This is a genomic window from Mesorhizobium sp. LSJC285A00, assembly GCF_000503155.1.
Classification (GTDB): Bacteria; Pseudomonadota; Alphaproteobacteria; order Rhizobiales; family Rhizobiaceae; genus Mesorhizobium.
Genome location: NZ_AYVK01000012.1, coordinates 206,605 through 228,296 on the forward strand (window position 1 = coordinate 206,605; position 21,692 = coordinate 228,296).

Genomic DNA, 21,692 nt, shown 5'->3' on the forward strand with positions numbered 1-21,692 from the left:
GATGAAGGGCAGCGCTGACTGAACGCATTGGGAGGAATAGCACTTGTCCGAAACCATCATCGCCGCCGATCTCGTCTCCAGCCACAACGCCCAGCGCAAACCCGACCTCGAGCGCGACTACGCGTCGCTCGGCGAACGCCTCGACCGCCGCGGCATCGCCATCGATGCCATCCGCGACAAGGTCGAGAAATTCGCCGTCGCCATTCCGTCCTGGGGCGTCGGCACAGGCGGCACGCGGTTTGCCCGCTTTCCCGGCGCCGGCGAGCCGCGCGACATTTTCGACAAGATCGAGGACTGCGCCGTCATCAGCCAACTGACACAGGCGACGCCGACCGTCTCGCTGCATATACCGTGGGACAAGGCCGATCCGAACCGGCTGAAGCAGGCGGCCTCGCGCTTCGGCCTCGGCTTCGACGCCATGAATTCCAACACCTTCTCGGATGCCAGGGACCAAAAACTGTCCTACAAGTTCGGGTCGCTGTCGCATGCCGATGCCGGCACGCGCCGCCAGGCGGTCGAGCACAATCTGGAATGCATCGAGATCGGCAAGACGCTGGGGTCCAGGGCGCTAACAGTGTGGATCGGCGACGGCTCGAATTTCCCCGGCCAGGTCAATTTCGCCAAAGCCTTCGAGCGCTATCTCGACGCGATGAAGGAGATCTATGCCGGACTGCCCGCCGACTGGAAACTGTTCACCGAACACAAAATGTACGAGCCGGCTTTCTACTCCACGGTCGTGCAGGACTGGGGCACCAACTACCTCATATCCAAGGAGCTGGGCGACAAGGCCTACTGCCTGGTCGACCTCGGCCACCATGCGCCCAACGTCAACATCGAGATGATCGTGTCGCGGCTGATCCAGTTCAAGAAACTCGGCGGCTTCCACTTCAACGATTCCAAATATGGCGACGACGATCTCGATGCCGGCTCGATCGATCCCTATCGGCTGTTCCTGGTCTTCAACGAACTGGTCGATGCCGAGCTGTCCGGCGCCGAGGGTTTCGATCCCGCCCACATGCTCGACCAGAGCCACAACGTCACCGATCCGATCGAAAGCCTGATGCTGTCGGCGGTCGAGGTGCAGCGCGCCTATGCGCAGGCGCTGCTGGTCGACCGCAAGGCGCTCGAGGGTTTCCAAGACGGCAATGATGCGCTGATGGCGACGCAGACGCTGAAAGCTGCCTACCGCACCGATGTCGAGCCGATCCTTGCCATGGCGCGGCTGAACACAGGCGGCGCCATCGATCCAGTCGCCGCATATCGCGCGGCGGGCTACCGGGCGAAGGTCGCGGCGGAACGGCCGGCGGTTGTGGGCGGTTCAGGCGGGATTGTTTGAGATTGGCTAATCTCCACCACAGGGGGGAGATCAGCTTGCCTCTGCCGGCAGGCGAACATCAATATGTGTTCGCTCATATTGATGATGGACTCGGCCGCTCCATGTAGCTCTTCTAGGCACCGCACTTGGAGCACCGCCATGCCCTTGACCCGCCGGACGCTGATTGGCGTCACCCTTTCGCTCGCAATTGCGCTCGCGCCATCCGGCGCGCTCCATGCCGCCTCGCCACAACCGGCGAAGGGCGAGCACGGCATGGTCGTCACCGCCCAGCATCTGGCGTCGGAAGCCGGCGTCGAGGTGCTGAAGAAGGGCGGCAATGCCGTCGATGCGGCGGTCGCCGTCGGCTATGCGCTCGCCGTCGTCTACCCTAATGCCGGCAATATCGGCGGTGGCGGGTTCATGACCATCCGCTTCAAGGACGGCAAATCGACCTTCCTCGATTTCCGCGAGCGCGCGCCGCTGGCGGCAACCAAGACCATGTATCTCGACAAGGACGGCAATCCGGTGAAGGGCGCCAGCCTTGATGGCTACCTTGCGGTCGGCGTACCGGGTTCCGTGGCAGGGTTCGAGATGGCTCGTGAAAAATATGGCACGCTGCCACGCCAGGATTTGATGGCGCCGGCAATTGCCTATGCCAAGGATGGCTTCATCCTCGACCAGGGCGACGCTGCTTCATTCGCGAGCAATGCCGCACGGCTGGCGAAGGACCCTGCCGCCGCCGCCATCTTCCTGAAGCCGGACGGCAAACCCTATGGCGCCGGCGAGCGTCTCCTCCAGCCCGATCTTGCAGCCTCGCTCGCCGCCATCTCCGAAAAAGGCGCCGACGCCTTCTACAAAGGCGCCATCGCCGACGCCATCGTCAAGGCGAGCGGCGCCAAGGGCGGCATTCTGGCCAACTCAGACTTCGAGCAATATAAGGTACGCGAGCTGCAACCGGTGAGCTGCACCTATCGGGGCTATGAGATCACGTCCTCGCCGCCGCCAAGCTCCGGCGGCGTCATCATCTGCGAAATCCTCAACGTGCTGGAGGGCTACCCGCTGTCTTATCTCGGCGCCCGCTCGGCCGAGACCGTGCATGTCATGGTCGAGGCGATGCGCTACGCCTATGTGGACCGCAACTCGGCGCTCGGCGATCCCGATTTCGTCGACAATCCGGTCTCGAAACTGCTCGACAAGGGTTACGCCAAGGAGATCCGCGACAAGATCGACCCGTTCCGCGCCGGCGTCTCGCAGGATTTGATGCCGAAGGGCTTCGGCGAGTCGAAGGAAACGACGCACTATTCAATCATCGACGATGACGGCAATGCGGTCGCGGTCACCTATACGCTGAACGGTTCGTTCGGCGCCGGCGTGGTCGCCGACGGCACCGGCATCCTGCTCAACAACGAGATGGATGATTTCACCCAGAAGCCTGGCGTGCCCAACCTCTACGGTCTCGTGCAGGGAGAGGCCAATGCCATCCAGCCGAAGAAGACGCCGCTGTCATCGATGAGCCCGACCATCGTCGCCAAGGACGGCAAGCCGTTCATGGTTATCGGCAGCCCCGGCGGCTCGCGCATCATCACCATCACGCTGGAAGCCATCGTCAACGTCATCGACCACGGCATGAACATCCAGGAGGCGATCGACGCATCGCGCATCCACCATCAATGGCTGCCCGACACGATCTATGTCGAACCGTTCGGCCTGTCGCCCGACACTGAAAAACTGCTGGCCGGCATGGGCTACCACCTCGATCTCGCGGATTCTACCTGGGGTCAGGCGGCCGGCATTCTTGTCGGCGGCAAGAGCCTGGCGGAAATCGAGAAGGGCGGCGGCGCCCGCTACAACGGCGCCATCGACAGCCGCGCCGCATCCGGCGAGGCGATTGGCTACTGATCAAAACAAGAGATTGATCAGAGGACGAGCGTAAGCGTCGACCCGACGAGCATCAGCGCCGCGATCACGACGAACGCCGCGTAGATGCGGGGACGGTCGAGGAGCAGCGCATTGCCCGATATCCAGGCCGCGGTTGCGCCGCCAAGCGCAAACAGGAAGCCGTTCCGGTGACCAAAGGTCATGGAAGCGGCCATCAGCCCGCCAATGATCAGCGCGCCGAAGACGATGATCACGGCAACGGCGTATTTCTCGAAGTCGTTGCCGCCGCCCATGGCCGGGCCGATCGCGTTCAAATTCGTCAGATCGTCCGGATCGAACGGGTTGGTCGATCCATATTCATCTTGACCGACAGGTTCTCGCATCATTCATTCTCCGCTGACCGGCAACAAATCATCAACATCTGCCGAGCGCAACCGGATCGCGCCGTGCCGAAGGCCGCCGATGCGGTCTTCAACACTTTCTGATGCCGACTTGCCACGGTTTTTTTGCGCCGGTTCACAAAATCTACCCTGCTTTCGGGTCCACACGCCTGAATACCTGGAAAATGAATTACCTGGAAAAATCGCTGCGCACGATGCGGTGCCGCTGCAGCTTGTCGTAGAAGGTCTTGCGCGGAATGCCGAGCGCTTCAATCGTGCGCCGGACATCGCCGTCATTGCGGCCAAGCGCCTCGCGGATGACATTGGCTTCATAGCGTTCCAGCCGTTCCGGCAGTGAGCTGGCGTCATCCGGCTCCGCCGGGGCGGAAGGTGGCGCTTGCGCCGCTTCCTCGAGTCCCAGCACGAAACGCTCGGCGAAATGCGCGAGTTCACGCACATTGCCCGGCCAGTCGTGCTGGCTCAGATGGCGGTGCACTGAGGCAGGCACGGCTGGCATTTGCCGGCGGAAGCGGCCGGCTGCACGCTCGGCGAAGTAGAAGAACAGCAGGGCGACGTCGTCGCGGCGTTCGCGCAGCGGCGGGATCGAGATCGTCACCACATTGAGCCGGTAGTAGAGATCCTCGCGGAAGGCGCCGCGCCGGCTGGCGTCGCCGAGATCGACCTTGGCGGCGGCGACGACGCGCAGGTCGACCGGCCGGATTTCATTGGTGCCGAGCGGCGTCACCTCGCGCATTTCCAGCACCCGCAGCATCTGCACCTGGGTCGAGGCCGGCATGCTTTCGATCTCGTCGAGGAACAGCGTGCCGCCGCTCGAATGCTCGATCCGGCCGATGCGCTTCTTCTGTGCGCCGGTGAAGGCGCCGGCCTCATGGCCGAACAGCTCGCTTTCGATGACCGTGTCCGGCAGCGCGCCGCAATTCAGCGCCACGAAATTGCCCCTGGCGCGGCGGCTCCAGCGATGCAGCAGGCTCGCCACCACCTCCTTGCCGGAGCCGGTCTCGCCGGTCACCAGAACGTCGACATCGGTATCGGCGATTTGCCGCAGCGTCCGGCGCAATCGCTCCATCGCCAGCGTCTGCCCGATCAGCGGCAGGCCGTCCTGCGCCTGTTCGGCGCTTTCGCGCAAGGCGCGGTTCTCCATCACCAGCCGGCGCTTTTCCGCCGCCCGTGCCACACTTTGCGCCAGCCGGTCGGCGGCGAAAGGCTTGGTGATGAAGTCGTAGGCGCCATCCTTGATCGCCTTGACCGCAACCGCGATGTCGCCATGCCCGGTGACCAGGATTACCGGAATGTCGGCATCAAGCTGCAAGACGCGGTCGAAGAGCTGCAGGCCGTCAATGCCGGGCATGCGGATGTCGGACACCACCACGCCGGGAAAATTGGCGTCGAGCCCGGCCAGCGCCTCGTTCGCCACCGCAAAGGCCGAGACGGAAAAACCAGCGAGTTCCAGCGTCTGCCGCGTGGCCCTCCGCAATTCGCTATCGTCGTCGATCAATACGACCGGTGCGGTGTCCATCATGCTGCCCTGGCGAGGTGAATGGTAAAGCGCGTGCCGGCCTGGTCGCTCGCCACCTCGATGCGTCCGCCATAGTCGGCGACGATGTCCTGCGAGATGACGAGGCCGAGCCCGAGGCCTTTTTCCTTCGAGGTGTTGAACGGCGTGAACAATGACTTGAGGATGGCAGGCGAAATGCCCGGCCCATTGTCGGCGACGGCAAGCGCCACGCCGTCGGCCGTCTCCTGGGCCGACACCTGCACCCTGGCGCCGTCGCGCCCGTCCAGCGCTTCCAGCGCATTCTGGAACAGGTTGATCAGCACCTGTTCGAGCCGCAGCCGGTTGCCCATCACCTTGAGCGTTACCGGCGGAAGCGTGATATCGAGTGCGTCCAGCCGACCGGCAAAGCGGCTTCTGAGCAGCACCACGGCGCCCTCGATGACGCCGCGCAATTCGACCGGTTCGGCTGCCGTGCGCCCCTTGCGGGCAAAGACCTTCAACTCTTCGGTGATGCCGCCGATGCGCTCGGTCAGCGCGGCAATCGCGCCAAGGTTCTCCTCGGCCGAGGCGGTCTGCTTGCGCTCCAGGAACACACGCGCATTGTCGGCATAGGCGCGGATCGTCGCCACCGGCTGGTTGATCTCATGCGCGACCCCGGCGGCAACCTGGCCGAGGGTAGCAAGACGGTTGGCCTGCACCAATTCCTGCTGCATGACCTGCAGCTTGGCTTCGGTGCTGCGGTGATCGGTGATCTCGGCCTGCAGCCGGTCGCGCGCCAGGCTGAGGTCATGCGTACGCTCGACGACGCGGCGCTCAAGCTCGATGCGCGCTGCCTGTTCGGCAGCGATGCGCATCTGCGCCGACTGACGGCGCCACAGGAGATAGCCGGCCAGCGCCAGCAACGGCACCACGACGCCCAGCGCCAGCAGCCGCATCTCACGCACCGCAGCCGCGATCGGCGCTTCGACCGGCACGAGATAATCGAGCCGCCATGGCGTCGATTGGACCAGTGTCGAAAGCCTGAGATATTCGGCATCGCTGCCGCCCGGTGTTATCGCATGCACCATCGACACGTCAGGGCTCAATGCCTCGGGGCGTGTGATCGGCAAGGGGATCAGCGGCGCGTTGCCGAATTGCTGGCTGCTCCGGATGGCGGCAGCCACCGGGCCGGTCAGCGGCGCGGTGGTCATGAAGCGCCAGGACGGCACGCTGGTGATCAGCACGACGCCGTGGTCGTCGCTGACATAGGCCGGCCGGTTGGCCTCATGCCAGTCGGCTTCAAGCTGGTCGAATTCCATCTTAACGACGACGACGCCGAGCGGTGCCGCCGCATTGCCGACGCGACGCGAAATATAGAGGCCCGGGCGCTTGCTGATGTTGCCCAGCGCAAAATATTCGGCCGTTCTCGATTGCATGGCGCCGGAGAAATAGGCGCGGAAACCATAGTCGTTGCCGACGAAGCTGGTTGTTTCGCGCCAGTTGCTGGAGGCGATCGCAAACCCGTCGACGCCGGTGACGTAAAGCACCGAAGCCTTGGTGCCGGAGACCAGCCCTTCGAGCTTGCGGTTGAGCACGTCGATCGTGACAGCGCCCTTGTTCTGCAGGGCGTCATGCACCTGCTGGTCCTCGGACAAGAGCAGCGGCAGCGCCCGCGGGCTTTCCAGCACGGCGCGCAGCAACGCAACCTTCAGATTGGCATCGGTGCGGCCTTGCGCCGCCAGTGCCGCGACCTCGGCGCGGCGCGAGTAGAGGCCGGCGCCGGTGAGCGCCGTGGCAACGATCACCAGCGCGATCGCCGCAAACAGCAGCCAGGCGCGACGCGCGCGTTTGCCGAGTTGCTCGGGCGTCGGCGACAGGACCGCGGCAGGGCGTTGCAGCATTCCCTATTTGTGCATGATTTCGCACAAAGCACAATTCAGTCATGCGGATGTCCGCACTTGCGGTTGCGGCGCACCAGCTCGGTCGACAAAGATCTCCAACAAAATCAATGGATACGGTAATGCCGCTCAGTCTGGCACGGCAGTTGCAGTGACCAGTACAGCAGTCGCGAGGCTGCGGAAACAACTTGCCCCGGGAGGTCGAGCTTTCGATCGGGGCGCCATGGAGGACGTCATGCAGCCAGCATTCGCTGCCGCCGAACCGCGCGGCAAGCTACCCTTTTACCGTCATCTCTACGTGCAGGTCCTGACGGCGATCGCCGCCGGCATCCTGCTCGGTCATTTCTATCCCGAACTCGGTGCTTCGCTGAAGCCGCTCGGCGATGCCTTCATCAAGCTGGTCAAGATGGTGATCGCGCCGGTCATCTTCCTGACGGTGACCACAGGCATTGCCGGCGTCTCCGACCTGAAAAAGGTTGGCCGCGTCGCCGGCAAGGCGATGATCTATTTCCTGGTCTTTTCGACCCTGGCGCTGGTCGTCGGCATGGTCGTCTCCAACGTCGTCCAACCGGGCGCCGGCATGCACATCAATGCGGCGACGCTCGACCCCTCGAAGGTCGCCACCTTCACCGAGAAGGCGCATGACACGACCATCGTCGGCTTCCTGCTCAACATCATCCCCGACACCATCACCGGCGCCTTCGCGCAAGGCGACATCCTGCAGGTGCTGTTCTTCTCGGTGCTGTTCGGCATCTCTCTCGCTCTGGTCGGCGAGCGCGGCCGCCCGGTCGTCGATTTCCTGCAGGCGCTGACCTCGCCTATCTTCCGCCTGGTCGCCATCCTGATGAAGGCCGCCCCCATCGGCGCCTTCGGCGCCATGGCCTTCACCGTCGGCAAATACGGCATCGGCGCGATTGCCAACCTCGCCTTTCTGATCGGCACCTTCTACCTGACGTCGCTGCTCTTCGTGCTGGTCGTGCTCGGCGCTGTCGCTTGGTACAACGGCTTCTCGATCCTCGCCTTGATCCGCTACATCAAGGAAGAGCTGCTGCTGGTGCTCGGCACCTCGTCCTCGGAAGCCGCTCTTCCCGGCCTGATGGCCAAGATGGAGCGCGCCGGCTGCAACCGCTCGGTGGTCGGCCTGGTCATCCCGACCGGCTATTCCTTCAACCTCGACGGCACCAACATCTACATGACGCTGGCGGCGCTGTTCATCGCCCAGGCGACCGATACGCCGCTCACCTATGGCGACCAGATTCTGCTGCTGCTGGTTGCCATGCTGAGCTCCAAGGGTGCCGCCGGCATCACCGGCGCCGGCTTTATCACGCTGGCCGCCACGCTCTCTGTCGTGCCTACGGTACCCGTTGCCGGCATGGCGCTGATCCTAGGGGTCGACCGCTTCATGTCGGAATGCCGGGCGCTGACCAACTTCGTCGGCAATGCAGTGGCGACGATCGTTGTGGCGCGCTGGGAAGGCGAACTCGACCAGACCAAGTTCGCCGCCGCCATGGCCGGCACATTGTCCGAGGAAGCCGACCTGGCGCTGTCGGGCGATCTGCAGCCCGCTTGACCGCTCCGGGCACTGACGTTTGAGCACAAGGCCGCAGCCGATTCGGTTGCGGCCTTTCCTTTTCCGCCTGCACGTGGCTGGCGCTGGCCAGGCCCTCCCGGGTAGGGTGCGGACGTAAAACCGAAAGGCCGGCGCATGAGCAATCCGTACCCCGAAATCTACCTCGTCCGTCACGGCGAGACGGAGTGGAGCGCTTCGGGAAAACACACCGGCCGCACCGACATACCGTTGACGGCAAAGGGCGAGGCGGCAGCTCGCGGCGTGGCAGACCGGCTCAAGGATCTGTCCTTCCAGGCGGTGTGGTCGAGCCCGTCGCAGCGCGCCTTCAGCACCTGCACGCTTGCCGGCTTCGGCGCTGCTGCCGTCAAGAAGGACGACCTGCAGGAATGGGACTATGGCGCCTATGAGGGCGTTAAGACCAAGGAGATTGTTGTGCAGCGCCCCGGCTGGCAATTGTTCCGTGACGGCTGTCCCGACGGCGAGTCGGTAGCGGATGTTGGCGCCAGGGCCGACAGGATCATCGCCGGGCTGCGGGCAATCGAGGGCAATGTGCTGGTGTTTTCAAGCTCGCATTTCCTGCGCGTGCTGGCCGCGCGCTGGCTCGGTCTGCCACCCGAAGGCGGTGCGCACTTCGTACTTGATACCGCGAGCCTCAGCATCCTCGGCTATGAGCACGATCTGAGCGAGCCGGTGATACGCAGGTGGAACCAGAAGTAGGGTTTCGCGGCAAGCCTGCCTCTTAACGCGCGAGCACCGCCAATTCCTCCGATGTCAGATGCCGCGCCTTGCCCTTGGCGAGTTCGCCGAGCTGCAAACCGCCGATCGCCACCCGAACCAGCCTCAGCACCTCGATATCGAATGCCCCGAGCAGGCGGCGGATCTGGCGGTTGCGGCCCTCGTCGAGCACGATTTCCAGCCAGGCAGTGCGGCCGCCGCTGCGCAGCAGTTCGATCGAACTTGCGGTCAGCAGTTCGCCGTCGACGATCGCTCCGTCGCGAAAGCGCGCCAGCATCGCTTCGTCGGGCGCGGTGCCGATCTGGACATGATAGGTCTTGGCGACATGCGAGGCCGGATCGAGCAGGCGGTTGGCCCAGCGCGTGTCGTTGGTCATCAGCAACAGGCCTTCGCTGGCCTTGTCGAGGCGGCCGACCGGCGACACGAAAGGCAACTCCAGTTCCACCAGGCAGTCATAGACGGTGCCACGATCCTGCGGGTCATCGCGCGTGGTGACCTGTCCGCGCGGCTTATTGATCATCAGGTAGACTTTTGCCTCGCCGACGATCTGCTCGCCGTCGACAGCGATGCGGTCGCGGCCGAGATCGACACGCAGCGACGGATCGCGCACCACCTTGCCGCCAACCCGCACGCGCCCTTCGGCTATCAGCAGCTCGGCCTGCTTGCGCGAACACAGGCCGAGTTTGGAAAGCGCCCGGTTCAGGCTAACGCCTGCCTTGGCGGCCTGGTGTCGGGCGATGTCTGGTGGCCGTGCCATGTCCTGCTTGCCATCCCAATGATCGGCATCGACAAATGCCACGCCCCGCATTGGCTTCGCAACCTGCCGCGGCATCAACAGCACGGGTCGCGGGAGCGGGGCTGTTCTCAAATACGATGTGTCAGGGGGTCGGGCTCAACAGCCCGCCATGGAACGCTGCCCCGCGACGGACGTTGTTGCCGACGAGCGATTTGTCGCGAAAGGCACCGCCATGAAGAAAATCTACCAAAAGCCGACGCTCGTGAAGCGAGGCAGGCTCACCAGCCTGACGGCTCAGATCGTCGCTTCTGGGGTCATTCTGGGGGAATGATCCCCCAGATAAGGGAAGGGATAAATCGATGAGCGAGCGCGGCGTTGATTTCCTGCAGGGCTGGATCCACGAGCACCTGCCGGGCGAACTGCCTGCCGACAAGGCAACGGCTCGAACCCTAACCACGCGAGCTGCCCTGGATGCTCGGCATTTAGGCCTTGAGGTCAGCGAGATCGAAGAGGATCTCGGTCCGCTGGAACGGGTGATTTTCGAGGCGCTGGATCAGCCCGATATCTGAGCCCCCGATATGAGCCCATTGCAGGCGATATTGGCCCATCGCCATCCTGGCGGGGGCTTTTCCGTGATGGCATCCGTGGGTGCGCAGCCCTAGGCAGCCCGCGCAGCTGACGCTCCCCGTGCCGGCGGCAATTCGAACACAGTGGCGCCGTTCTCTCGGCCGCGTTCGACATAACCGATGACACGGAACCATTTGCCGACGTCGGCCCGCTGCAGCCAGCTGCGCGAGTGGATGGGAAGGTTGCCGGCCAGCGCCTGAATGTGGCGGATGTGGCGCCTGCAGAAGCGGACCGTCGCGGCGCTGAAGAAACCCTCCTGCGCGGCAAACAGCGTGTCGGCGGCGTCGCTGTTCTCGTGCCAGGCGACGATCGCCACCGTCTTGTCGCCCTCGACCAGCGCGTGCGCTCGGCCTTCCTTCAAATTCATCATCAGATTGTCGTAGGCGACCTTGCTGTCCTTGCCGGCGGCCACATACTCGTCCGACATCCGCGTGGACAGATCACGGAAGACACTTTCGAGATCGCCGATCGTAGCTGCGCGTGCTCGCATTTCTCCTCCTGCAGCCCCGGCAGGCAGTTTGCCCTAGGGAGAGGGGATCACCAAGCAAATCAGATCCGCCATTTGGCCTATGCGCGCAAAGTGATTTCAGAAGGCGGGTTTATTGCGTTGGCAGATCGCTCCCGTGGAACCGAACTTGCCTCCCCCGAATTGACTCGCGATCGCGTTCGGGAGGGGAAGCATGCAAGATCAGCATTTCGATGAGCCGGTTCGCGTGGCGCTCGGCAGATCCAGAAACAAGATCTACAAGGTGGAGCGTGTCGCGCAGGCCGCCGATATCCTGATGAACCGATGGCCCGTGAAGACAGGCGGCTATCACGTCGCCGCCCGCAAAGCCTGCCTTGGCGTTCTGGAAGGCCTTCAAGAGGCGCGCTATGCCCGCGCCGCCTTCGTCAACGCGGCGATCGAGGCCGATATACTGGTCGAGCGCGACCGCGAGGGTTGAGCGGTCCATCGCCTCTTTGTTTGGCGTGAGGTAAACTGGCAGACCGGTCGGGAGCCTTCCATGTGCAACGACTATGAGCAGCATATTCTCTGGGCTGAATATTGCCGGATGCTGGAGTCGCTGGCACTTGAGATCCCGACCCATCAGACCGAACTTGACCTGCCGCGGGTTGATGACATCCATATCAACGATCCAGCCCCGATCATGCGCGCCGCCGGCGACACTGGCGTCGTTGAACTGACGTCGATGACGTTTGGATTTCCGCCGGCCGGCCCGAAAGGCGGACCAGTGTTCAACTTCCGCTCCGAAGGCAGGCAATTCGCCGGCAGCAAACGCTGCCTCGTTCCGGCATCCGCCTTCTTCGAGTTCACGGGCACGAGTATCCGAAGGCAAAGCATCGCTTCACGCTCAACGGCTCGCCGTTCATGGCCATCGCAGGGCTTTGGCGTGAAGCTGCCGGCAACAAGCCGCCAACCTTCACCATGCTGACAACCGAGCCTGGACCGGATATTGCGCCCTATCACAGTCGGCACGTCGTGGTGCTTCGGCCCGGCGATTGGGCGGCTTGGCTCAGTCTGACGAAGCCGGAAGCCGAACTGCTGCAGCCGCTTCCAGCCGGCTCGCTGCGCGTGGAGACCGTGCGCCCCGAAAGTTCATAACTCGGTTGCGCAGGCTTGCCGGCACAGCCGGCAGGCCGAAATCAGGAATCCGTCGGTGCGGCGCCAGGAAGTCAAGCCCTTGATGTTCAGAGAAAACTGGTGCCCAGAGGCGGAATTCAAGTGAAGAAAATCCCGTTTTGCTTTCAGATACTTAGGGGAATGTTAGCCGCATCTGATACCAACATAAATACCAACAAAATATTCCTGTGGATTGGTTCGGTTCCTGCTATTTCTCTCAATGCCTTGCACCTGCACCTTGTCTCTTCCGGTCTACATCCTTCTTGGTCATACCTCATCATGCGGGGTCGAGTGAAGACCACGGCTGGCCAAGACGACTTAATCAGAACGGATGGCCATTGCGCTCAATATCGGGATCGCTTTAGGCGGTTTCTGAAAGCCGACATCGTGCGAAGAACAGGTGGCTATTTACGGGTCCTGAGACCTTGGCCCATACACCGCTTTGTAGGGTGGACGCGGCGCAACGAAAAGCGCGGCCAGCCGTTCCTCATGTTGCTTGACCAGTGAGGCAGCAATAACAGGTAACTCTGCGGCGGACCGGTGTAGTCGTCGAGGTCGATCGGATTAGACTTCATAGGTGCTCCGTCGACGCGTAGTAGACGGTCTCGTCCTACCAGCAGCCCAGCTTGGCCCAGTGCATTCTGGCTTTGCAGGCGCATGGCGGCAGAAATGATCTCGCGCCAGTGCCTGATACCGCCCTTGGCGATTTGGCCCTTGGTGAAGGCGAACTCCAATTCAACGCAGCCGAGAGACAGGATGTCGATTTGATGTCGGTCAATTGCGTAGCAGGCCATGGCATCGACCAACGCTGTCATATAACTGGCATAGTAGGATCGGCGCCTCGGAGGTGCCGGGCCACATCCCACCCGCTTGGGCCGTCCCCAAGTCTGATATCTGTCAGGAGAGCCACAACTCGCTCCGGCTCACGATCGAAAGTCGCAATCGCTTGAAGGCCCTTTTAAGCCGGCGACCACCTCGAACCCGGCCTCCCGGAGAGAGTTCTCGACGTCTCCACGATCAGCACGGAACCCGATGACATTGAAAGCCTGCTTCGTGCGCCCCAACAGTTGAACGGCTGCGAACTCTTAAGGTTCCTGGCGCGCAATAGCACTCGTTAATCCGGTGGAAAGCAGGTTGTGATCCAGCCGTTTCGAACAGGTTGCGGCAGGCGAAAAGGATTGAGGACAGCTGAACTTTGCGCGCATCATCGACGCACTGACCATTGGCCTTCGTCTCCTCTAGGCAGCGGGAACATTAGCGCCAACTAAAAGTTGGGAGCAAACACGAACAGGTTCTTGATGGCACATGATCATTCTTTCAAAATGTTGATCCGCAAGCTCCAAGCCATCTCGGAACTCGCAGAATCAGACATTGCGACCTTGGGGGAACATCTCGATTCAGGAGAAGAGATATCAGGCCAACGAAGACATTCTGCGCGAGGGCGATAAGCCGAGCCTTTCGTTCGTCGTTCTTGAAGGCTTAATAGGGTCGATCAAACTAACCGGGGAGGGGAAGCGTCAAATCTCCTCCTTTTTTGTTCCGGGCGACATTCCCGACCTGCATGGTTTGCATTTGTCGGTCATGGATTGCACTTTCACCCCTCTCATGCCCGCTAGGGTGGGCTTCATGCGGCACGACGAACTTCGCGCCGTTTGCGACCAGCACTCTTCGATAACGAGAGTGTTTTGGCGCTCGACGGTGATCGATGCGGCGATCTATCGAGAGTGGGTCACCAACGTCGGTAGGCGCGACGCCTACTCGCGTATGGCTCACATTCTTTGCGAACTCATTGTTCGCCTTCGGTCGGTAGGCCGCATTGAAGATCATGTGGCCTATCTCCCCATAACGCAGGCTGCACTTGGCGACGCACTTGGCCTCTCTACCGTGCACGTGAACCGAGTGCTTCAGGACCTTAGACGCGACGGTCTGATATCCACCGTTGGCTCGCGTTTTCATGCGACCGACTGGGCAGGGCTCGTTCGCGCCGCAGATTTTGATTCTACCTATCTTCATCAAAGGGCTGCGCAGACGGGTGCCGGTTTCTGATCCTGCTGGGTCGCTCATGATCCGTTGAGTCCTCGCGATCCTCAAAACCGAATCTCCTGTAGAACCCGCACTCCAACAGGAATGTCGATCACCGCTTGAGAACTGGACCGCAGACTTACCTAGCGACGGCATGGCTTCTCAAAGATACGACCTCAGGAGGGACTCGACGAAACCTGAGCGGTGTTTGACGCGTTCACTGGCCAACCAGCCGAGGCGTGGGGCGCTCCGGCTAAATATCTGGACGGGGAATATTCCCGCGATTTTGTAAGCCTTCTGACCGCGTCGACCTGAAGCGAAGTTTCGCCGGGGGGTAATCTCTAAAGTGCGACTGCCATGGAACACGTGCCGAGCGCCGGAGAGTGTCCAATTCCCCGGTCTGTGCATCCCGGGCACAAGCTCAGCCATAGTGGAGACGCGGCTTTGGCAACGTTCCTATAAATTGAACCCCAATTCGGTCGTTCCTGCGCCACCGCAGGACTGCCTCGTAGGCAACGCCGTCGGTCGGCACGTAAACCACGAACCGCTCAGGGACACGCGATTCCACCGGGACTTTGAGCTCAGCTCTGCCACTGTTTTGGTTCCGAATGGTGCAACTGATCTCGGAGTTTGTGATTCCGCTGATGATTGAGGCGCCTTTCAGCACCCGCTGCCTCCGTTCGCGGCGATGCTCTTCATCAACCATGTGACCTCCATCGGTCACCCGCGGCCCTATATGGTACGCGCACCGGCGAATAAACTGTCCATCTAGGTCGTCGCTCGTTAGTGTCTCACTTTAAAGTTTGACGACGGAGACGGACAGCATAAATGCCCGTTGCGCCGGTGAATTCGCAACGCGAACAGACCCGAATGGGCTCGTCGTATAGCGTTGTTAATCCGGCAGCAGCATCTCCTCTTCATCGGCCGCGGCTTCGAACAGCAGCCGGAAGTCATTACCCGGCATTTTGCCATCCATCGCAGATAGGCAAGCCTCGGCCGCCAGCCGCCACTTGGGGCCACGATTGGACCACTTTAGGAGCTCCTCGGCGGCGGCATCAACCCGGTTGACACCAAGGCGAAGCCCCGGGCGCTCAGTCTTCACATAAACCGGAGGGTTGAACCAACGGTGGGGCATCACGCCTCTCGAACGTCAAAGGCGATGAACAGTCCCCAAACGGAGGCTGATTTGACGATCATTTCGACTAACTGGCAGTCAGTTTCGAGAAGATCGCCGCCGCGCTCACGGACCGCTACAATGGTCGCTTTGACGGAAATAATGTCGCCGGGTTGAGAGCCCAACAGGACCTCGCGGACCAGCTCCTTGGCCGTTTGCTGCGTAGGCCGAACAGGTGCTTGAATGTCCATCCCATCCTCCCAGAGAGATAGAACCTCAATCAGCTATTCTGTGGGTCACTTTCCGAAAAAGGCAAGAGTCGGAAACGTACAAAGTAGGTTCCCGCAAACACCGCCCTACGATGGCTAAATCCCGCGACAGGCGCTGATTTGCACCTCACCGTGTCAGCTGCCGACGCGACCATAAGGAGCGAGGGCCCGCCTCTCTCCCAAGTTCTCACGGACGAACGCGAACAACGGTCTTGCCCGCGCGTCGGTCCGTTGAGTTGAAGGTGCCGATGGCATCATCCAAGCTCGAAACCTTGACGATGTTCGACCGCAGTCGTCCATCGCGGATCCGCTGCACTATCTCAGAAAGCTGGGCTCGATCAGCCTCGACGACGAAGTCAACCGCCAGGCCGTGTGCAGGTCGAATATCCGTTGGTCCGACGACTGTGACAAGGATACCTCCGGCCCGGACAAGCGTTGCGGATCGCTTCTGGACATCGCCGCCGATGACATCGAACACCAGATCGACGCCGCCGACATCTTCAAGGGTGTCTTTTGCGAGGTCGAGGAATTCATTTGCACCGAAGTCGAGCGCTTTCTGGCGGTCGGCGGCCCGCCCGGTGCCGATCACATAGGCTCCGGCCTCCCTTGCAAGCTGCGCCACCATCGAACCGACGGCACCGGCAGCGCCATGCGCGAGAACGCTCTGCCCGGCCTTGATGCGGCCATGCTGGAACAGCCCCTGCCATGCGGTTAGGCCGGAGATCGGCAGGCTAGCGCCCACCGTAAAGTCGACATCGCCGGGCAGCGGCGCGAGGTTACGGGCCTCCAAGGCAACATACTCGGCGAGGGTGCCGTCGCGATGCCAGTCCGCGAGGCCGAACACCCGCTGACCTCTAGAAAGCCCCGTGGTGCCGTAGCCGAGCGCAGTGACCACACCAGCCAGTTCGTGGCCGAGGATCGAAGAGGTCCGGTCACGGAAGGCTCGGTCGGCCCACGTCGAGGGCCACTCCAGTTCGGTGTTGACGAATCCTGCCGCATGAACCTGTACGACCACGTCGTTAATTGCCGCCTGAGGCTCGGGCAGCTCCACCAACTTCATCCCGGCCGTTCCTGCAGTCTGGTCCGTCGCTACGATTGCTTTCATGGGGCGTCTCCTCACCGTTGGGGTAAATTGCGGGCGCGGAGGGTCTTCGATGTCTCGCGCAGAGTTGGCGTTGAGTTCATCGTTGGCGACCGCGAGCGGAAGCTAAGCAATCTCGTCGGATTCTTCCAGCACGGGTAAACTTGCGTTCGTGAACACCCCTGCCATCGCAATCTCAGACACTTCAAGCATGTGGAACAAAAGCAGATCAAATACGTTGTGCCGTTCCCAACATGGAGAGCGTCATGCAAAACTACACCCCGAGCCAAAGGCGAAGCTATCAGCAAGGATCCTGACGAATGGACGACGGGAGACGAGCCAATGACTCCGTCGCAAGCTTCCTACTTGAAAACATTATGTGAGCAGGCGGGCGACGACAGAAGCTACGCCGAAGATCTAGCAAAGCCGAGGCCTCGAACGGAATCGACGCGCTAAGGACTGAGCTCAAGCTCTAAAGGCGCTGGGAGACCTACGACAGGTTGGTCAGTTTTGCGGTATTTGGCCTCTGATCTGGACGGTCGTATTAGTGAAGGTGGTAGAGTTTGCTAAGGATCTTCAATTCTCCTGCGATCTTGAGCAGAGAAATATAGTCGGTGAACCTTGTGGTTCCAAATTCGTCCTCGACCTTCGCAGTGGCTGCATCGCCCGTAATGTCGAGCGATGCGACTGCCCAGTTGGGGCTGGTGTTCGGCGGCAAGGCCGCACTCATTACCTCGCCGACATAGGCATCGACACTCAGCCATGGAGCTCGAAGAGATCGCGGCTATCTACCCGCTCTATCAGCAAACCGGGTATGGGCGGAAAGTGGGCGTAGGCCGACCATGTGGTTGTCGACGCCGAGATGCGCAGTGCTGGTATCGGCGCCAAACTGATGGGGCGGATCGAGAAGGAAGCAGCGCGTTTCGGCTGCGACATCACCCGCATCTCGATACGAGCGCACACACAAATTCTACAGCCTAAACGGTTAGGCCGATGATGCGCTCGTTCTGGTCAGCCACTGAGTGCATGGGCCGAGGCAGAGTTCCCACAATATGCTGCGCACAAAGTAGCGACAGAGCGGGCCTAGAAGCGACATAGCGCCGGGTGTGAACGCGAACGCAGCCGGCGCCCGAATGCGTTCAGCGAGCGCCGTCGCGTCCACCTTGCCTTTCTTTGACGGCCCTGTTGTTCAGCTTCCCACGGCAACGCGTGGAAGTCGGGCTGGTGCCCCGCTTCACGGTAGCCAGCCTGAGTGAGTAACTTGCTTTGTCCCGCTCCACAACGCAAACAAACGGCGGATTCCCCAAGCACCTATAAACGCCTACAGCTTTTTCCATGCGACAGGTGTGCTGCGGGTGCTCGAAGATGTCGTCCTTCATTGCGATGACAGAACAGGGAGCGAGGACAACCGGTCAGGCCCAGCGCGCCCGCTGCAAAGTCCCGCAGACGGCTGCTGGGCCGCTGGCGGGCAGCGGCTACTTGCTGAGGATCCAATCCACCAAGCCAGTTTCGATCAGCTCGAACCAATCGTGCACCAGGGCCTTGGCTAAATCGCGCCATTGACACTCAGGCGTACGGGAGACGGCAACAGTAGAATGGTCGGCATCTTCCCAGCCTCGCGCCACGTCATCGCGATGACGTTAACGAAGGCGCATCAGCAAGGTGGCCGTAGTGGCCGCTTGAGCGATATCTATGGGTGTTGCAACCATCGCAGCCTCCCTCAAAGCGATGGCAAACCCCTCACTAGTAAGCCCGCTCAGACTCTCTCTGCAATCAAAAAAAGAGGGTGGGGCGGTGTGGTATCCGCCGGCTGGCGAACATATGCGCCTCCTGCCAACGCCAGCGAAACATCCAAACGAACGAGGCGATCTAACCGCGATCTCGCCATCCAAGGCCAACACATAGGCCGATGGCAAAGGCCTATAATCGCTGAGAGAACGAAAATGGCCGACGCCATGGTTGGGGACCCGGGTGGGTAGGCGCCGGCCACAAGCGGAACAAGCCCGCCGCGCCACACACATGGCTGATTTGTCATCACGTGGTTATGGTGTGATCGCGCAGGGCTGCACNCTTAGTAAACGCCGCTTGGTAAGCGATCCTCGACGCGATCGTTCATCGCCACGACGACTTGGGAAACTTGACGGTTGCAGCCTTCTGCCATGTCAAGCTCAAGTCATTAACAGCGGCCGCCCGGTCATGAGCAGGCATGCGCCCATCCTAGCATATCGCGCTGCCGGTATCGCAAGGCGCCGGCAGCAAGGGGAGGCGACCAGAGCCGATGTGAAGGGACTAGGCAGCCAATATTCGCTTGCGCTAATTTAAAAGTGCCGTAACGTCATGCTCAGCCTTTTGCGGAGGCGCAACGGTGGGGAAGTATGATGAGAGTTGCTGCGTTGTGTGCGGTGATCGTGATCGCTGGGACTGGTGTCGCTGTTGCCAAGGAGAAGAAGGTGGTGGTGAGTCACGCCACGGACCTTTGCTCTACGAAGCACTCGGCCAAGAAGCAGGTGCTCGAGCTGGACTGCAGGCCGACCGGAACCGCCAAATTGCCGGCCGGTGGAACGCCGGAAAAGCCGCGCCTTGGATACGACACCGATCCGTGGCTGGTTAAAGGCCTTTAGACACCAGGCGACGGCAACACAGCGCGGCTAAGGGGAATGTGCGCTGGCGGTGAAGCCTTCTTTGTTCTCTCATCGGTGGAACATTGTCGCCTGGAAACGCTTCGGACGGTGCACTGCCCCATCAGTGCAACGTTCCCTTCCTTGTTTGCACTGGCCGGCTGCCGAAAGGTGGCCGGCTTTTTTGTATATAACCGCGACCTGATGTTTGGGATTGTTGATGGACAGCCGCGAGTGGCCGCTGCTGGCCTAGCGTCTAGGATTGGAATATGTAGAGGCGAGATCACCAAGGCAGGGATGACCAGACTAAACAGCGGTTTCGTCTTTTAGCCGCGACGCCGGCGATAATTGAATTCAGAAGGGCGTCGGCCCGGCTGCACAGCTGGGCCAAGGCTGGAAAGAGTTCCGCTCCCGCCCAGCACGATACGCATCGCACCTGGGCGCAAGCGGTACCAATGGCTCGCCTATTCCGCCGCGCCTTTTCGGCAGGAAACCCTCGGCCTCATCACAATGGAGGGCGACATTCGCAGCGCCCTATGGAACCATCGAGAGTGACATAGGCTGTTTCATGGAACTTCCTGATGACATCAGGAGGCCTGTTAAGCATGCCAGTTGTTCGCGCTCGTAGCTCAGATGCAGGTTGGAGCTCTGCCTAGTGCGCCAGTATCGGAAGCGAGAACTAGGAACCGGGAGTGCTGCGGATAGATTGCCGCAGTCGAGCTTTTATCAGANTTCGCCACCTTGTCGGCTTTGGGTAGCCTCGGCTGGCCCCAACAGGTGGTCCGGCTGGCGGTTCTACTTGCTTTTACGGGCGCAGCGATCGAAATCCTTCAAAGCGTCACAGGGCGTGACATGAGTGTCTTCGACTGGTTTGCCGACTGCGCCGGAATGGCATACGGGCTGAGAACCATGAGCTGGGTGAACGAGATTCTGGGCGAACCGGTTATTTGATCGCCACAGCTCCGCCTTACCGCCGCCGTCTTGGCCCACTTGCCAGCCTCACGCCCGCGGCCGCCTTCGAACCCTCGCTATTTTTAATTTCCGACGCAAAGGCCGATGGGTTTCAGGGCCGCTCACCATTTAGACTTAGGTCCGATTCTTTCCCGCAAATGGCCGAATCCGGAAACATTTCTCCTTCTACTTTGTTGCATTGGCCGTGCCGCTGAGGAGAACATGCACAGTGCCTCTATCAAATGAACTGCGCGACGTACCTTTAGAATTCCAATGCCCCTCCTGTTCACGCCCTATGGTGAGAAGGGGATCCTGGCTGAAAACGATTGCCGGTTTCAAATGCGATAGTTGCAGGTCCAGAGTGCGGATCGGCTACGAAGAGAAGCTGGCCATATTCGAGCGGCACCTCAGAAAGGTGAGCGCCAGCACNCTATGGTGAGAAGGGGATCCTGGCTGAAAACGATTGCCGGTTTCAAATGCGATAGTTGCAGGTCCAGAGTGCGGATCGGCTACGAAGAGAAGCTGGCCATATTCGACCGGCACCTTAAGCGAGGCGCGCCGGATCTGGGCCGACGACCAATGGAGTGCGATCCCGGCAACGGTTCCTGAGAGTGTGTCGGCAATTCAAGCTCCAACTGCTTGCGGTCTGCCGCAAGTCCAAGGTTTCATCTGGTCGCAGGGTCAGGCGGCTCTTTCGTCCGTACGGAACCGATGATGGCGAGAGGTTTCGATGCGCTCGGAGCACCGAGCAGGTCGACACGTTTTTCGTAGCGACCACCAATCTCTAGCTGGCCGCTCCGACGCTCTGACGAGGTGCGAGCAACTTGATCTTCAATAGTCTTTTTCGAGCCAGCATGCGCGCCAATGATAGCGTCGACAGGTCGACAATGAGGTCGTCGATCGCGCCCGCCAAGACACTGGACCCGCGCCCAAATTGATGCACCAGCGCCAGCACTTCCTTAAGTGCCGTCGAGGCTTCACCCGCATCCAGCAGCGCCTCGATGTCATCGAAAACCTGCATCCCGACCCTCCCGCTCTAAAACGGTGGCAATTTCGCGCGAAAAGAAAGCGCCTGCCAAAGTGCTCGCGCACGAAGGCGGCTATTCAAACAACAAGAAAGACCCTGGTGGCCCAACGATGAAGGGCGTCCATGGAGGGCGTTCAGCGAGACGCAACTGAGATTCGGCGCGACATTAAACGACAGCGATGCTTCAGCCGCGCTCTCTTACGAGCAATCCGAGCAGCGCCCAGCCGCCAGCCAATCGAAGATGTACGCCAAGACCGATAAGCTGGCGGAGCGTTTTGCCGAGACTGAAGACGCGGTGAATCGCTCAGCGAAGACATGACCGGGGTGAAGGCGGCCACTGCCGAGGTGACCCGGT

General features: G+C 61.2%; 22 protein-coding genes and 2 pseudogenes. 12 read left to right on the plus strand and 12 right to left on the minus strand.

The genetic code is table 11. The features are described from left to right. Nucleotides 1-43 precede the first annotated feature (43 nt). Together rhaI and ggt are read left to right on the plus strand one after the other, a co-directional pair. Nucleotides 44-1,336, plus strand: a complete 1,293-nt coding sequence (gene rhaI / locus X726_RS156080; protein WP_023669664.1) for an L-rhamnose catabolism isomerase — start codon at nt 44-46, stop codon at nt 1,334-1,336. Between the two features lie 138 nt (nt 1,337-1,474). Then, nucleotides 1,475-3,214, plus strand: coding sequence for a gamma-glutamyltransferase (gene ggt, locus X726_RS156075; protein WP_023669665.1), 1,740 nt, complete (start codon nt 1,475-1,477; stop codon nt 3,212-3,214). Nucleotides 3,215-3,231: 17 nt separating this feature from the next. Here the strand turns inward: ggt and X726_RS19165 are convergent, their stop codons facing one another. From X726_RS19165 to X726_RS156065, 3 genes are all read right to left on the minus strand, one after another. After that, a complete protein-coding gene (locus X726_RS19165; protein WP_032885862.1) occupies nt 3,232-3,579 on the minus strand; it encodes a hypothetical protein in 348 nt (115 codons plus the stop codon). Between the two features lie 184 nt (nt 3,580-3,763). After that, nucleotides 3,764-5,113 carry a sigma-54 dependent transcriptional regulator gene (locus X726_RS156070; RefSeq protein ID WP_023669667.1) on the minus strand — a complete coding sequence of 450 codons (1,350 nt, stop codon included), beginning with the start codon at nt 5,111-5,113 and terminating at the stop codon, nt 3,764-3,766. Beyond that, the gene (locus X726_RS156065; RefSeq protein ID WP_023669668.1) at nt 5,110-6,969 is read right to left on the minus strand and encodes an ATP-binding protein; all 1,860 of its coding nucleotides are present in this window, start codon (nt 6,967-6,969) and stop codon (nt 5,110-5,112) included. The genes X726_RS156070 and X726_RS156065 overlap by 4 nt, the downstream gene beginning before the upstream one ends. A gap of 220 nt (nt 6,970-7,189) precedes the next feature. Between X726_RS156065 and X726_RS156060 the strand changes: the two genes are divergently transcribed. Beyond that, on the plus strand, nt 7,190-8,536 hold the full coding sequence (locus X726_RS156060) for a dicarboxylate/amino acid:cation symporter (protein WP_156033684.1): 1,347 nt from the start codon (nt 7,190-7,192) through the stop codon (nt 8,534-8,536). 135 nt (nt 8,537-8,671) lie between these two features. Beyond that, on the plus strand, nt 8,672-9,253 hold the full coding sequence (locus X726_RS156055; protein ID WP_023669670.1) for a histidine phosphatase family protein: 582 nt from the start codon (nt 8,672-8,674) through the stop codon (nt 9,251-9,253). A 22-nt stretch (nt 9,254-9,275) separates the two neighbouring features. On the opposite strand, the gene X726_RS156050 is transcribed toward X726_RS156055, so the two are convergent. Continuing rightward, nucleotides 9,276-10,028, minus strand: a complete 753-nt coding sequence (locus X726_RS156050; RefSeq protein ID WP_023669671.1) for a pseudouridine synthase — start codon at nt 10,026-10,028, stop codon at nt 9,276-9,278. Between the two features lie 148 nt (nt 10,029-10,176). On the opposite strand from X726_RS156050, the gene X726_RS1000000171635 reads away from it, so the two are divergent. Both X726_RS1000000171635 and X726_RS156045 read left to right on the plus strand, forming a co-directional pair. Further along, on the plus strand, nt 10,177-10,338 hold the full coding sequence (locus X726_RS1000000171635; RefSeq protein WP_023669672.1) for a hypothetical protein: 162 nt from the start codon (nt 10,177-10,179) through the stop codon (nt 10,336-10,338). Between the two features lie 28 nt (nt 10,339-10,366). Then, nucleotides 10,367-10,576: a DUF768 domain-containing protein gene (locus X726_RS156045; RefSeq protein ID WP_023669673.1), complete on the plus strand. Its 210-nt coding sequence runs from the start codon at nt 10,367-10,369 to the stop codon at nt 10,574-10,576. 89 nt (nt 10,577-10,665) lie between these two features. On the opposite strand, the gene X726_RS156040 is transcribed toward X726_RS156045, so the two are convergent. After that, nucleotides 10,666-11,124, minus strand: coding sequence for a hypothetical protein (locus X726_RS156040; RefSeq protein WP_023669674.1), 459 nt, complete (start codon nt 11,122-11,124; stop codon nt 10,666-10,668). Between the two features lie 190 nt (nt 11,125-11,314). Between X726_RS156040 and X726_RS156035 the strand changes: the two genes are divergently transcribed. Both X726_RS156035 and X726_RS01000000166865 read left to right on the plus strand, forming a co-directional pair. After that, a complete protein-coding gene (locus X726_RS156035) occupies nt 11,315-11,578 on the plus strand; it encodes a DUF982 domain-containing protein (RefSeq protein ID WP_023669675.1) in 264 nt (87 codons plus the stop codon). A gap of 60 nt (nt 11,579-11,638) precedes the next feature. Then, nucleotides 11,639-12,237 (plus strand): annotated as a pseudogene (locus X726_RS01000000166865) (SOS response-associated peptidase family protein). Nucleotides 12,238-12,659: 422 nt separating this feature from the next. Here X726_RS01000000166865 and X726_RS156030 read toward each other — a convergent pair. Beyond that, nucleotides 12,660-13,070: a hypothetical protein gene (locus tag X726_RS156030; protein WP_023669676.1), complete on the minus strand. Its 411-nt coding sequence runs from the start codon at nt 13,068-13,070 to the stop codon at nt 12,660-12,662. 556 nt (nt 13,071-13,626) lie between these two features. Between X726_RS156030 and X726_RS01000000166870 the strand changes: the two genes are divergently transcribed. Continuing rightward, nucleotides 13,627-14,301, plus strand: a complete 675-nt coding sequence (locus tag X726_RS01000000166870) for a Crp/Fnr family transcriptional regulator (RefSeq protein WP_245272102.1) — start codon at nt 13,627-13,629, stop codon at nt 14,299-14,301. A 397-nt stretch (nt 14,302-14,698) separates the two neighbouring features. On the opposite strand, the gene X726_RS1000000171640 is transcribed toward X726_RS01000000166870, so the two are convergent. From X726_RS1000000171640 to X726_RS156015, 4 genes are all read right to left on the minus strand, one after another. Then, the gene (locus X726_RS1000000171640; protein WP_084630714.1) at nt 14,699-14,983 is read right to left on the minus strand and encodes a PilZ domain-containing protein; all 285 of its coding nucleotides are present in this window, start codon (nt 14,981-14,983) and stop codon (nt 14,699-14,701) included. 186 nt (nt 14,984-15,169) lie between these two features. Beyond that, a complete protein-coding gene (locus X726_RS156025; protein WP_023669677.1) occupies nt 15,170-15,412 on the minus strand; it encodes a DUF982 domain-containing protein in 243 nt (80 codons plus the stop codon). Beyond that, nucleotides 15,412-15,642 carry a hypothetical protein gene (locus X726_RS156020; RefSeq protein WP_023669678.1) on the minus strand — a complete coding sequence of 77 codons (231 nt, stop codon included), beginning with the start codon at nt 15,640-15,642 and terminating at the stop codon, nt 15,412-15,414. Before X726_RS156020 ends, X726_RS156025 begins: the two co-directional genes overlap by 1 nt. A gap of 205 nt (nt 15,643-15,847) precedes the next feature. Then, on the minus strand, nt 15,848-16,765 hold the full coding sequence (locus tag X726_RS156015; protein ID WP_023669679.1) for an NADP-dependent oxidoreductase: 918 nt from the start codon (nt 16,763-16,765) through the stop codon (nt 15,848-15,850). 276 nt (nt 16,766-17,041) lie between these two features. Here X726_RS156015 and X726_RS1000000170470 point away from each other — a divergent pair. Continuing rightward, nucleotides 17,042-17,217 (plus strand): annotated as a pseudogene (locus X726_RS1000000170470) (DUF3072 domain-containing protein). 68 nt (nt 17,218-17,285) lie between these two features. Here the strand turns inward: X726_RS1000000170470 and X726_RS0135050 are convergent. Next, the gene (locus X726_RS0135050; RefSeq protein WP_280940454.1) at nt 17,286-17,501 is read right to left on the minus strand and encodes a nuclear transport factor 2 family protein; all 216 of its coding nucleotides are present in this window, start codon (nt 17,499-17,501) and stop codon (nt 17,286-17,288) included. 1,618 nt (nt 17,502-19,119) lie between these two features. Here X726_RS0135050 and X726_RS156010 point away from each other — a divergent pair. After that, nucleotides 19,120-19,362 carry a hypothetical protein gene (locus tag X726_RS156010; RefSeq protein WP_156940639.1) on the plus strand — a complete coding sequence of 81 codons (243 nt, stop codon included), beginning with the start codon at nt 19,120-19,122 and terminating at the stop codon, nt 19,360-19,362. 1,732 nt (nt 19,363-21,094) lie between these two features. Here the strand turns inward: X726_RS156010 and X726_RS156000 are convergent. After that, nucleotides 21,095-21,331: a hypothetical protein gene (locus X726_RS156000; RefSeq protein ID WP_023669684.1), complete on the minus strand. Its 237-nt coding sequence runs from the start codon at nt 21,329-21,331 to the stop codon at nt 21,095-21,097. Nucleotides 21,332-21,390: 59 nt separating this feature from the next. On the opposite strand from X726_RS156000, the gene X726_RS1000000168865 reads away from it, so the two are divergent. Next, nucleotides 21,391-21,489 (plus strand): glycosyl hydrolase 108 family protein, encoded by a 99-nt coding sequence (locus tag X726_RS1000000168865; protein WP_084567771.1) that lies wholly within the window; start codon nt 21,391-21,393, stop codon nt 21,487-21,489. The last annotated feature ends 203 nt before the right edge of the window (nt 21,490-21,692 follow it).